Genomic DNA, 12,369 nt, shown 5'->3' with positions numbered 1-12,369 from the left:
ATCCCCCCCACCCCTGCCTGTCTCCCGCTCCGGCCATCAAATTTTAGAGGTATCCCCGCAAGCAGAAGGCTTTTTTATCCGTACCCAAGGCAGCCCCTCCACTACGGTGCGGCGCATCCTCGATCCGGATCGGGTAGTGGTGGATTTTCTCAACACCACCCTCAGCCCTGCCCTCACCCAGCGAGCTTATGTCATCAACCGTCTGGGGGTTTCGCGGCTGCGTATCGGGCAGTTTGAGCCCACCGTTGCTCGGGTAGTGCTGGATGTGGATTCCTCCGGTGGCGACTGGGAAGCCCGCTACGACCCACAGCGGGGTGGGATCTGGATCCAGCCTGCCGGCGGTGCTGCCCAGGCCAGCCTTTTGCCCGAGGTCAGCTCTGCCAACAGCAGTGGGCCGCTGGCCACGTTGCAATCGGTTCAGCTCCAGGGCAACCGGTTGATCATCAGCGCCGATGGATTCATGTTCTACCGGGCCGGCTGGGATCCCGAGAGTGGTGGCTACCGCATCAACGTGGCGCCCGCTCGCCTGCCCCAGTCTATGCCGGATCCCGGCTTGCCGGTTGGAGGGCCGGTGGAGCGGATCCGCTTTGTCCAGGAAGATGCCCGCACGGTCAGCATTCTGGTGCAGCCCGCCGAGGAGTTCAATGTCTTCGAGCCCAACCCCGGCCAGGGATCCCGCCGCATTACCTTGGAGCTGCGACCTCTGAATGCTCCTCCACCAATACCTCAGCCGCAGACGCCCGGCCCTGCCTCCCCTTCCACCCCCCAATCTCTGAACCGGACGGTCATTGCCATCGACCCCGGCCACGGGGGACGGGATCCCGGTGCCATCGGGGTGGATGGGATCCAGGAGAAGGACATCGTGCTCTCCGTTGCCCACCAGGTACGACGACGGCTGCAGGAGCGGGGGTACGGGGTGGTGATGACCCGCACCGATGACCGGGAAGTGCTGCTGCAACCGCGGGTGGATATGGCCGTTCAGGCCAATGCTGCCCTGCTGGTGAGCATTCATGCCAACGCCCTGGATCGCTCCGGCATTCACGGCATCGAGACCTATTACCTGCGACCCGATAGCGCCGAGCTGGCCGCCATCTTGCACCGCAGCTTGGTCAGGGCCACCGGTGCTGCTGACCGGGGGGTGAGACGGGCCCGCTTTTTTATGGTGCGGGAAACACCTGTGGGTATGCCCTCCGTGCTGCTGGAGTTGGGATACGTAACCAACCCAACCGAAGGGCGAAAATTGGCTACTGCCGAATATCAGGCTATTTTGGCGCGGGCCATTGCCGATGGCATTGAGACTTTCTTGCGCAGTCGCTAGCCGTTGGCTGAGCTTGTTCATGTCTATCGGATCTCTCAATTGATCCTTAATTGATCGAATTGACGATCCAGTTGGCCCAGTTGATCTCAGAGGGAAGGCAGGGAATCTGTCGCCGAGATTCTCGAAAGCAGGGTAGGATACAGCAGCTTAGGCCAAGGTGTTGAGGAGAACGGAGCATGCAGTGGGAGTGGAAATCAGAGCCAGATCCCAGTTGGCCAATTGGGGTGTTTGACAGCGGCTTGGGCGGGCTGACGGTTTGGCGAGCTTTGCGCCGCCGACTCCCCCAGGAACGGCTCATCTACTTCGGCGACACAGCGCGGTTGCCCTATGGGGAACGCTCGCCAGAGGAGATCCTGGCCTTTGTGCGGCAAATTCTGACATGGATGCAGGCACAGCCGGTGAAGCTGGTGGTGATGGCCTGCAATACCAGCTCGGCCTTGGCCCTAGAACAGGTGCGGCAGGAGTTTGCCCTGCCCATTCTGGGGTTAATCCTGCCCGGCGCCCAGGCAGCACTGGCCCAGGGATCCCGCATTGGGGTGCTCGCCACGGTGGCCACGGTCAAGAGTCGCGCTTACTCAAAAGCCATTCAAGAGTACAGCGCTCTGGATCCCAAACGTTTTCCGTACCCCGTTTACTGTTGGGAGCAGGCCTGCCCTGAGTTCGTCCCTCTCATTGAAGCCGGATGGCTGGATAGCCCTGCTCTGCGACAGGCGGCTGAACGCTACCTGCAACCGCTGTTGCAACAGGGGATCGATACTCTTGTCTATGGCTGTACCCACTACCCCTTGCTGGATCCGATCCTGAAGCCTTTGCTGCCCCCCTCGGTCAAACGAGTGGATCCGGGGATGGCGCTGGTGGGATCCCTGGCCCGCGAATTGAGTTTGTGGGACTTGCGCCGCCCCTCGACCGCTGCCCAGGAGGAACCCCACCGTTTCTACGTGAGCGGGGATCCAGAGCGATTTGCCCAGTTGGCCACTCCTTGGTTGGGCTTTCGGCCCCAGGTAGAACGGGTGGAATTGCCGGCTTTGGATGTCAGCAACTCCCTCCGCCCCTGAGTGCCCTTCTCCTCGGGGATAAAGATTGGGGGCCCCTCAACGGGTCATCACCTGCAAGGGGAAACGTTCCGCCAACTCCCCTTCCACCTTGGGTAGCCATTCCTCTTGGAACACCCACACCTGCCCCTGCTGTACACGGCCATCGGGGTTTTGCGTCAGCTCCAGCCAGTACACGAATTGGTTTCCCCGCAGCACCACCCCTTGGATGGCAAGGGCCAAGGTATAGCCCGGACTGCTTGCCAGAGCTTCTGGGGACGGGTAGCGAATCACCTCCACCGCCTGATCCAGATCGGCGGCGATCTCCGGCCCATAAACGTCGCGAATGGCTTGAAAGAGATCCCCTGCTGTCAGTCCTTGGGGGCGAAAGAACGTCATCCGCTCCGAGCGAATCGTCTCCCGATCCAGCGGGTTGATGATCCGTCCTGGCGGAGCCACCGAGGCCAAGAACGTAAAGCGGGATCCATCCGGCTCCACTCGGTTGATGTTCAGGGTTTCGCCCGGACGGGGCCGCAGCACAGGATTGTCCCTCACCCAGGCCGCCACCTGATCCGGAGATTGCCCGGGGATCCCCCAAGCTGCCGACCGAAGGCCCGCCACTGCCCAGCAGGCCATTGCCAAACCGGTTCCTTGCACCCAACTACCCCACAGAGCCCTTGTTTGCTTTACACCCAAGACCGGCCAGCGATTGCAACGCACGTTCCCATTCCTCCGGGCAAACAACACAAAAACACCACAGTAGAATTAGAGAGACTAAGAGATAAATTGAGCGGGCATGGGCAGATCCATCCTCGATGCAAGCGCCCAACAGTCTTGCCCCTCCCCACTGTACCTGAAGATGTCGGTGCGCCTGTTGCGCCTGAGCGCGAGCATCACGGCCAATAGCTGCAAGGATCCCTCGGCAAGATACGCAGATCCCCGGCGGCTTATCCGCCAAAACGTAAAAAGTATCTTAAGATCAACGGTAAGCAAATCTCATACGCACTAGGTCAGCACCTCAGGAGGTAACCGATGGCTCTCGTTGCAATGCGGACGCTGCTGGATCATGCCGCCGAACATGGCTACGGCATTCCTGCCTTCAACGTCAACAACATGGAGCAGATCCAAGCAATCATGCAGGCAGCCCATGAAACCAACAGCCCCGTTATCCTGCAAGCCTCTCGAGGGGCACGCAAGTATGCGGGCGAGAACTTTCTGCGGCACCTGATCCTGGCGGCAGTGGAGACCTACCCCCACATCCCCGTCGCCATGCACCAAGACCACGGCAATAGCCCGGCTACCTGCTATTCCGCCATCCGCAATGGCTTCACCAGCGTCATGATGGATGGATCCCTCAAGGAAGATGCCAAGACCCCGGCCAGCTACGAGTACAACGTGGCCGTTACCTCCGAGGTGGTGAAAGTGGCTCATGCAATCGGGGTGAGTGTGGAAGGGGAACTGGGCTGCCTGGGATCCCTGGAGACGGGCCGTGGGGAAGCGGAAGATGGCCACGGCGCGGAAGAGGCGCTCAGCCATGACCAACTCCTCACCGACCCCGACCAAGCGGTGGACTTTGTGGAGCGAACTCAGGTGGATGCGCTGGCCGTAGCCATTGGTACCAGCCATGGCGCCTACAAGTTCTCCCGGAAGCCCACTGGTGACATCCTCGACATGGAGCGCATTGCTGAGATCCACCGCCGCCTGCCCAACACGCACCTGGTGATGCACGGTTCCTCCTCGGTGCCCAAGGAGCTGATCGACATCATCAACGAATACGGCGGCTCCATTCCCGAGACTTACGGTGTGCCGCTGGAAGAAATTCAGCGGGGCATCCAAAATGGAGTGCGCAAAGTAAACATCGACACCGACAACCGCCTGGCCATCACAGCTGCCGTGCGCCGCGCTCTGGCCGAGAATCCGAAAGAGTTTGACCCCCGCCACTTCCTCAAGCCTTCCATCAAGGAAATGCAAAAAGTCTGTGCTGAGCGCTACATTGCCTTCGGCTGTGCTGGCCATGGCACCAAAGTTCCGGTGGTTACCTTGGATGAGATGGCAGCCAAGTATGCTTCTGGAGCTTTGGCGGCTCAGGTGAAGAAGACCGTTGCGGTCTAGTCCCCACATCCTGCAAGAACTCTGGAATGCTTGCCGGGGCGCTTCCAGGGTTTTCCTTGGAGATCAGCTAGGTCACTGGACTCAGATTGGACAAATAAGGGGATCCAGCTGGGATCCCCTTTTGCTTTGGAGGAACTTGATGCGTTTTGGGGGTCAGGCAGCTTTTGCCGCAGAACGTTTTTCCGTCTCAATTTGATGGTTCAGCAACGCCAAGCTTAGGCAGTCCAACAGTTCCAGGTCAGCCTCAGAGTAGCGCCGCTGAAAGAGCAGCTCATTGATGCGGTTCTCTTGGTCCAAGCTGAGGAAGCTGCTGCGGAACACCTGCTCCACGATTTCTTGGATGCTGGAGGGCAGAGTAACAGAGTCAAGACTTGTATTCATGGCTGGTTCTGTTTGAGAGATGGTTTTTGAAGGGAGAAGACTATCTTTGCCAAGAGGTGAGGTAGCGCTGCTCGATGTCCTGCAGGGAAAGATGGGAAGCCCTGGGCCGCGGCTCATTCACGGAGGAGACATCGTTCTGCCACTTGAGGGATACTCCCAGCAGCGCTCCCAAAGAGAAGCTCTCGCTCAATAGGGCCGCTATGCGGTAAGTACGGTAGTCCAGCGTTGGATCCACACCGGCTTGCATCTGTGTTCCTCCGTATTTCTAACGCTCACGCGCCCATCATAGCTTGGAGATCAGGGAAAATACAGAGAAACACCGAAGACTTACCTAGGCAATTTGTACGTTTCTTCTACGCGATTTGGCGGATATCGGCGGGATCCCAGGGGTCTTTGGGGCAGGTTCAGGGTTGAGTCAGGGATCCCAGCCCAGCAGAGCACAGATGTCCGCAGCCAGGGTGGCGGCGTTGAAGGGCTTGCTGATGAAGCCATTGGCTCCAAGCTGAGCAAGAGAGGCATCCTGGGGATCCCGGACTTTGGCGGTTAGAAGGATCACGGGGATCCTTTGGGTTTCCGGCAAAGCTCGTAAATGGGCCAAGGTGGTGGGGCCATCCATCCCCGGCATCGTCACATCCAGCAGGATGGCCTCGGGTTGCTCTCGGATAGCGATTTGGATCCCTTCTGGGCCGGATCCCGCCGTTAAGATCTGCCAGCCGACCAAGTTTTCCAGGATCAGTTGGGTCATTTCCCAAATATCGGGTTCGTCGTCGATGATCAGCAGACGATGGGTCATGTTGTTTCAGCCAAGAGTTGGTGTACCCGTTCTTGGAGTTCTGTCGGACTGATGCGCCCTTTGACGTAGATTTCGGTAACTTGAGATTGCCAGCGGATACGCTCTGGGTGCTCCACATCGCGGGCCGTGTAGATCAAGACGGGAATGGGCTTGGCGGGAGGATTCCTGTTCAGCCAATCCAGCAGGGCAAACCCCTCGTCGCCAACCAGTTCCAAATCCAGAATGATGAGATCCGGTCGTGAGGCTTGGCAGTGACTGATGGCACCGGGAACCGAAGCAACCACCACAAACTCTGTATTCTCTCGCTCCAGCAACAGGCTGAGAACATAAGCAAGACTGGGATCATCCTCAACGATCAACACCTGCTGCGACATCGTTTGCTCCTGGGCAGAGCTGGGAAACCAACAATCTGCGCAAGCCTTGAAAGGCTTTTGCCCAGGGTAGCGAGGGAGAAGGGTAAAACTGGGGAAAGTTAGTCGGTGTTTTCGTTGCTCACAAAAGCCGACCCATCAGCCTGGGGTTCGGGGGATTCCAGCGCGTATTTGAGTGCATGCCAGGCCAGGTTGGCGCATTTGATGCGTACCGGGAATTGGGCTACCCCTTTCATGGCGTTCAAAGCCCGTTGCTCCCGCGGGAACTCTTCGCCACCGCGCATCATGGCTTGGAAACGCTCCACCAACTGCAGAGCTTCGGGGATGGTGCGCCCCCGCACCGCATCCGCCATGAGATCGGCAGAAGCCAGGGCAATGGCACAGCCTGCCCCCTCGAATTTGATATCGACAATCCGCTCCTGGCTGGGATCCAGTTGCAAGGTGAGGTCGATGGTGTCGCCGCAGGAGGGGTTGTGGCCGCGCTGGTGGCGGTGGACGGGATCCACTCTGCCGAAGTTGTGGGGCTTTTTGTACCGCTCCAGAATGACTTGCTGATAGAGTCCGCGCAGGTTATCTAGAGGCATTGTTGCTCCTGGTTGGTCGCTGCTCTGGCCGGTCGGCAAAAGTCGATCCGCTCATAGCCCATTGCCGCCGGGAATAGCCATAGTTCTCAGATATTCAGGATTTGGGAAGCGAGCCCGACCTGGCCCATCTGGTTTTGATCTTAACCCCGTTCTTGGTAGAGCTTGAGTCAGTAGAAAAACTCCTGCCAGCGCAGGGGCTTAAGTTTGCGCATGTACAGCCAATCAAAAAAGTTCTTCAGCACCGTGGCTGAATAGCCGCGCCAGACCAGCCTGCCTTTCTCGGCAACGGCAACGCGGTTCCCCACCGTTACACAAACAAAAACCGTGGCCTGCGGTCGGTAGGGGATCAGAGGTTGGCCGCGGATGAGCCGCAGCAGGTTTTGGGCTGCAATTGGCCCCTGGCGCACCGCGTACACGCCGATCTTGGGCAAGAGGCGGGATCCCCAAACAAAGTCAGCGCAGTCCCCCACCGCCAAGATGTGCTCTGAGCCTTGCACCCGCAGGTATTTGTCCACGAGCAGGGATCCCGTCGGCCCTGTCGGCAAGCCGCAGGTGCTCAACCAGGCCGGCGCCTGGAAGCCACCTGCCCACAGGCGAGTCTGAGCCATCAACTCGGTGCCATCCGAGAGCCACACGTGCTCCGGCCCAAAGGCTTTCACCTGACATCCGGCCCAGATTTCCACCCCCAAGCGGCGGATTTCTCTTTCCACAGCACGGCGGAAGGGTTCTGAGAAACCCTCGACCAGATGGGCCTGGCGATGGATCAAGATCAGCCGGGCTTGAGCCAAGGGGATCCCTGTTTTTGCGCTCATTTCCCGGCAAAGATCGTAGAGTTCCCCCATCAGCTCTGTGCCGGTACAGCCTCCTCCCGCTACCACAAAGGTCAGCAGGCCCGGCGTCCGATCCCCCTGGGCTGCCCGTTGCCAGCACTGCCGGATCCAGGTTTGGGCGGCCACCAATTGTTCTGCCGGTCGAATGGTAAAGGCATGTTGGATCCCATCGATGGGGCGCAACTCCCGGCCCACATTCACCAACAGATAGTCGTAGGCCAGAGTTTGGATCCCGGCTTCACTCTCCAGGGTCAGGGTTCGAGCTTCGGGTTGGATGTGGGTGACTCGCCCCGGCAAAAACTGGGCGCCGTTGGCTTGAATATGCTCCAGCAAAGGGATCCGCACCAGCTCCAGAGAAAACCGACCGCTCAGCAGCCGTGTGGACATGCCCGAATTGACACTGTAGGGATAGGGGTTGATGGCGATCACCCGTGCCTGCCCTTTGAGCGCCCGCAAGGCGTCGATGGCTCCATAGCCACATCCGGCCAAGATCACAGTGGGCAGGGATCCCCTCATGGCTGGAGCGGGAACTCCTGGGGATCCCCGGCTGCCCATTCCAGGATGGAACCGGAATAGCTTTTGGCCTGCCGGCCCAAATGGGTCAAAACCACCGTGACCCAAGCGGCGCGAACCCCAGCTGTGCAGTAGGCAATGATCTCGGCTTCTGGAGAGATCCCGGCTTTTTGCAGGCGGGCGTGAATTGCAGCGGGCGGCAACAGGGATCCCGCCGCATCCATCAGCTCCTTGTAGTAGAGATGCACAGCGCCGGGGATGTGTCCGCCACGTGCCTCACCATAGGGGGTGGCTCCCTCGTATTCTTGGGCTTCGCGACTGTCGAGGATGGCCACACGGTTGGAGCCAAGGCTGGCCCGCAGGGTGTCCCGGTCGATGTTCCACCGGTCGGTTCGCTGCACCACAAAATCGCCCCGTTGCGGTTCGTCGGCGCTTTGTCGGGTTGTGGTCAGCACTCCCTCCTTCACCAGGGCCGGATAGCCCCCGTCCACCATGACTGCCTGGGGATGACCCAAGCTGCGCAACATCCAAACGATCCAGCCATCTTCTCCCCAGCCCTGTAGCGGATCGGCAGCAACTACCACCGGACGCTCCCGAAACACGCCAATGCCTTGCAGCTTTTCGGTGAGAAGGGCATCATCTGCCAACAGCTTGCCGCTGTTTGCAGCCTCTGGCTGAGTAAACTCCGTCCAGTTCACCGGAATTGAACCCTTCAGGATCCCGTCGGCTTGCAATTCCGCACCGCGTGCATCCAGAAGCGTTGCCCCTTGTTCGATGAGCTGGCTGGCGGCTGCAGGGCTGACTACCCAACCTGGCGTTGGTGTCATGGGTTGAGCTTGGATTGAAAGAACCTCAACCGCAAGATCCTATCCCACCTCTACAGGGGGAGTAGGTCGGTATGCGCTTCTTCCGTTTGCTTGGAGAGAAGCCGTTGCAGCCTCCCTCTGGCTTCGGAGAAGTTGGGAGCGATTTCCAAAGCCGAGCGAAAGTGTTCAATGGCCTGATCCAGCTTGCCTTGGCGGGCAAGGATGGATCCCAGGCGATAGTGAGCTGCTCCATAGCTGCCATTGCTGCGAATGGCCCGTCGATAGCTGATCTCCGCTGAGGTCAAATCCCCCTTAATGCGCGACGCCTCTCCCATGCCAAAGTGAGCTTCGGACAGATCTGGGTCTCCTTTCAAAGCCTGTTCAAACTGCTGTATAGCCTGCTGCAACTGTTGGGGCTGGATGAACTTGCGCCCAGAGGCATCCCGTTGTTTGGGGCCCAGGTAGGCTAGGCCAATGGCGGCCATCGCTGCGTGCAGATCGGGGGCCAGCTCCAAAGCCCGCCGGTAGTTCTTCACAGCTTCGCTGTATTGCTCTTGGCCTGCCAACACCAGGCCCAAGCCGTAGTAGGCGCGAGCCTGCTGTCTTTTGAACTGGCCATTGAAGATCACCTGGCTGAACTCCTGGCTGGCTTGAGCCAGATGGCCTGCGTGTACCATTGCCAAACCCAGATCCACCCGCACAGCGGCTGCCAACTCAGGACTGAGATCCAGGCTGAGGGCAGTTCGGAAGGCTGCTATTGCCGCTTTTAACTGACCTTTGCGCATCAGCGCTTGTCCCATCACGGCGTGGCCCAGGCCCAGGCGATCATTCAACTCCAAAGCAGCCCAACAGGAATCGATGGCCTCGTCCCATTGCCCCAGCTTGAGGCGAACTTGAGCAATGCAGAGATGAGCCTCGCTGAAGTGGGGATCCAACCCCAGGGCCTTTTGTTGCTGGGCCAACGCTTGTGCCCAGTTGCCCTTCTCTGCCCAGGCTTGGCCGAGCAGGCTGAAGATCTCGGCTTGAGCGGATCCCTGGGTGAGGGGCAGCGCTTCGGGCAAATGGATCAAGACTTCATCCGGCTGATGCTGGGCCAACCACTGCCGCGCCAGGGCCTTCAGGGTTTCCACCAGGTGGGTGTTGATGCCGCTCCAGTTCGGGTTCAGGCGTTTGGCCTGTTGGTAGTGGCTCAATGCCTCCTGCAGTCGGTTAGTTTTTGCCAACAGATGGGCCAGCTCAACGTGGGCCTCGACATGATTCGGCTGTTGCCGCACGGCCTCCCGAAACCGCTCCACCGCCTCAGGCATTTGATTGGCCTGTAAAAAGGACAGCCCTTCTGTAAAGGGATCCTGGGATCCCTCTTCTCGCTCAAGGGTGTCATCGACACGCCGACCTTGCCAACCCAGCCAGCCCCCCCCTGCAGCCAAGATCAACAGCGGGATCCCCAGCCCCAGCGATCTGGTTCGGGCAGGGACATCGGGCTGCCGGAAGGAATGCATCACCAACCCGGCCCCCACCAGGAGAGACAAAGCCAGAGCTCCCCCCAAGAAGGGCCTTAGAGCAGGCCTGTGCAACCATTGATCAAGTGTCGGAAAGTTGGCCAGAACGTCGATAGGAGAACTGGGGCGAGCAGTTGTAGGCAGAGGGGTCGGGATCCCGTCTTGGGAAGGGGCATGGCCAACCGAGGCCTGGCTTGGAGCCGCTTCTGGCCAGCGCTCTTTCTGAATTTTGGGAACCGGTGCCCCCAGAGTTTTAACTTTGCGAAAATCGGAGTTGTGGTCGGGATCCACAACAGGTTTTTGGGCCTCCAGCACCTTGATCTCAGAAATCTTGGTGCCCGGTAATACAATCTGCGTGGCATCGGCACTGCTTTCCCCAGAGGACAAGTAGAAGACTTTTTTCCACTGCGGCTGTGTTTCCCCCTGAAGCCGACCGTACACCACCAGTTGGCTAACTCCCTGCACAGGCAAGCTCCCCAATTGGCCGGCAACCCGATGCAACACCATAGAGCGGCTAAACATCCCCTGCTGTGGGAGATCCACCATGAGGTAAAGGACATCTTGCTCCAGGGCCGAACGGGTCGGCAGAGGGGCAAGGGCCTTCTGCAGAGCCTTGATCAGGGTTTCCACGCTGTGAGCGGCAGATGAGTCAGCCATAAGGTTAGAGCTCATAAAGTTAAAGGGTGAAAAAGTAGTCTTGCAACAACTCCAATTCAAAAGGGCTCCACTTCTCTCGGCAAAAACGAGTACCCCCTCGCCAGAAGTCCAGGCCTCTGACTTCATCTCGCTGCCTCATTGTGCTCTATCTGCCAGAGTCCGTCAATATACTGAAAGAGCCTGTTACAAACGGGGCTGCTGGCCCATTTTGCGACGGAAAAGGTGGGTGTGGTCAGGGCTGTAGAGCCGCGAGCGGGCAGATCTTGAGCTTGACAAGCCTTCCAAGGCAGGGCTGATGAGGTAAAGCACCGTGCGTTCTAGGCCGGCTTGCCGGGTGAGGGCGGCCATCTCGGCCAGGGATCCCAGCCAGATTCGTTCGTCCGGCCAACCCAAGCGATAACAAACGGCAACCGGGGTATCGGCGGGGTAGTGAGCCAGCAGATCTGCCTGCGCTTGTTCTACGTGGCGGGCGCTCAGATATAGACACAAAGAGGCGCGGTGGGCTGCCAGACTGGCCAGGGCTTCTGCTTCCGGTACCTGGGTGCGACCGCTGGCGCGGGTGAGGATAATCGTCTGTACCAACTTGGGTATGGTCAACTCCACCTGCAAACGGGCGGCTGCCAATTGAAAGGCGCTTACTCCCGGCACGATCTCAAAAGGGATCCCTGCCTCCGCCAGCCGGATCAGCAGCTCGTGCAGAGCGCCGTAAAGGCAGGGATCCCCATCCTGCAGCCGCACCACCCGCCGCCCCGCCTTGACCCGTTCCACAATTTGCGGCAGCAGCGTTTCCAGCGTGAAGGAGCGGGTGTCAATGGCCTCAACCCCAGGGCGACAATGGGCCAGCACTCCCTCTGGCACCAAAGAACCTGTGTAGAACACTACATCGGCTTCCGCCAGCAGTCTTTGCCCCCGCAGGGTAATCAGCTCCGGATCCCCGGGGCCAGCCCCGACAATGTAGACAGGCCACGACGTCGGTTCGCGCATTTGCTTGCTTCCTACCCCTTCAAGGGCCTCTTTGAAGATCCCTTTTCCAAAGTCTTTTCAAACTGGATTCCAAGGGAACTTATCTGGATTCCAAGGGAACTTATCTGGAGGCTCAAGCATGCAAGATCACGACAGGCACTCGCATCCCATCTTAAGGTACGTTCGGGAAGACTATTATCCCTACGTTGTTTTACCCCAGCCGATTGCTCTCCTCCTGAGGGGGCCAGATCTCCCACCTTGCCCGCCGGAGCCTGAGCCGCCACAGATGCCTGCCCGTCCGCTGGAGCCGGAGCCGCCACAGATGCCGGAGCGCCCAACGGAACCTGAACTACCTCGAATGCCGGAACGCCCTGTTAGGCCAAATCTACCCGAGCTACCCCAGCCTTTGATGGGCAAGCTGCAATCGGCATGGGCAACTGGTGCTGGTGCATAGAGCAGTCTAGTGTCCGGTGCTATACCCGTAAACTACCCGGCTCCGACCGCTAAGCGG

General features: G+C 59.2%; 13 protein-coding genes. 3 read left to right on the top strand and 10 right to left on the bottom strand.

The window, feature by feature from the left end:
* Positions 1-1,318: N-acetylmuramoyl-L-alanine amidase (locus tag NW856_RS05175; RefSeq protein ID WP_414399410.1), on the top strand; the 1,318-nt coding region annotated here is incomplete at its 5' end.
* Between the two features lie 176 nt (positions 1,319-1,494).
* Positions 1,495-2,373: a glutamate racemase gene (gene murI, locus NW856_RS05170; RefSeq protein WP_414399409.1), complete on the top strand. Its 879-nt coding sequence runs from the start codon at positions 1,495-1,497 to the stop codon at positions 2,371-2,373.
* 36 nt (positions 2,374-2,409) lie between these two features.
* On the opposite strand, the gene NW856_RS05165 is transcribed toward murI, so the two are convergent.
* Positions 2,410-3,006, bottom strand: coding sequence for a hypothetical protein (locus NW856_RS05165; protein ID WP_414399408.1), 597 nt, complete (start codon positions 3,004-3,006; stop codon positions 2,410-2,412).
* Between the two features lie 375 nt (positions 3,007-3,381).
* On the opposite strand from NW856_RS05165, the gene fba reads away from it, so the two are divergent.
* Positions 3,382-4,461 (top strand): class II fructose-bisphosphate aldolase, encoded by a 1,080-nt coding sequence (gene fba, locus NW856_RS05160; protein ID WP_011432022.1) that lies wholly within the window; start codon positions 3,382-3,384, stop codon positions 4,459-4,461.
* 153 nt (positions 4,462-4,614) lie between these two features.
* Here the strand turns inward: fba and NW856_RS05155 are convergent, their stop codons facing one another.
* The 9 genes from NW856_RS05155 to cobM all read right to left on the bottom strand — a co-directional run bounded on the left by NW856_RS05155 (position 4,615) and on the right by cobM (position 11,879).
* Positions 4,615-4,842 carry a hypothetical protein gene (locus tag NW856_RS05155; protein ID WP_414387935.1) on the bottom strand — a complete coding sequence of 76 codons (228 nt, stop codon included), beginning with the start codon at positions 4,840-4,842 and terminating at the stop codon, positions 4,615-4,617.
* 40 nt (positions 4,843-4,882) lie between these two features.
* Positions 4,883-5,089: a hypothetical protein gene (locus tag NW856_RS05150; protein WP_414399407.1), complete on the bottom strand. Its 207-nt coding sequence runs from the start codon at positions 5,087-5,089 to the stop codon at positions 4,883-4,885.
* Positions 5,090-5,257: 168 nt separating this feature from the next.
* Positions 5,258-5,635: a response regulator gene (locus NW856_RS05145; RefSeq protein ID WP_414399406.1), complete on the bottom strand. Its 378-nt coding sequence runs from the start codon at positions 5,633-5,635 to the stop codon at positions 5,258-5,260.
* Positions 5,632-6,009, bottom strand: a complete 378-nt coding sequence (locus tag NW856_RS05140) for a response regulator (RefSeq protein ID WP_414357168.1) — start codon at positions 6,007-6,009, stop codon at positions 5,632-5,634. The genes NW856_RS05145 and NW856_RS05140 overlap by 4 nt, the downstream gene beginning before the upstream one ends.
* Positions 6,010-6,107: 98 nt before the next feature.
* The gene (gene sufU / locus NW856_RS05135; protein ID WP_414399405.1) at positions 6,108-6,590 is read right to left on the bottom strand and encodes a Fe-S cluster assembly sulfur transfer protein SufU; all 483 of its coding nucleotides are present in this window, start codon (positions 6,588-6,590) and stop codon (positions 6,108-6,110) included.
* A gap of 167 nt (positions 6,591-6,757) precedes the next feature.
* Complete coding sequence (locus NW856_RS05130; RefSeq protein WP_414399404.1) at positions 6,758-7,936, bottom strand: NAD(P)/FAD-dependent oxidoreductase; 1,179 nt, start codon at positions 7,934-7,936, stop codon at positions 6,758-6,760.
* Positions 7,933-8,760, bottom strand: coding sequence for a sulfurtransferase (locus tag NW856_RS05125; protein ID WP_414399403.1), 828 nt, complete (start codon positions 8,758-8,760; stop codon positions 7,933-7,935). Before NW856_RS05125 ends, NW856_RS05130 begins: the two co-directional genes overlap by 4 nt.
* A 50-nt stretch (positions 8,761-8,810) precedes the next feature.
* Complete coding sequence (locus tag NW856_RS05120; protein ID WP_414399402.1) at positions 8,811-10,895, bottom strand: tetratricopeptide repeat protein; 2,085 nt, start codon at positions 10,893-10,895, stop codon at positions 8,811-8,813.
* Positions 10,896-11,078: 183 nt separating this feature from the next.
* Complete coding sequence (gene cobM, locus NW856_RS05115; protein ID WP_414399401.1) at positions 11,079-11,879, bottom strand: precorrin-4 C(11)-methyltransferase; 801 nt, start codon at positions 11,877-11,879, stop codon at positions 11,079-11,081.
* Between the last annotated feature and the right edge of the window lie 490 nt (positions 11,880-12,369).

Origin of the sequence: Synechococcus sp. R3-13, assembly GCF_047462195.1 — a bacterium.
In the GTDB taxonomy this organism is placed as follows: Bacteria; Cyanobacteriota; Cyanobacteriia; order Thermostichales; family Thermostichaceae; genus Thermostichus.
This window is presented reverse-complemented; position numbering and strand designations above follow the sequence as displayed.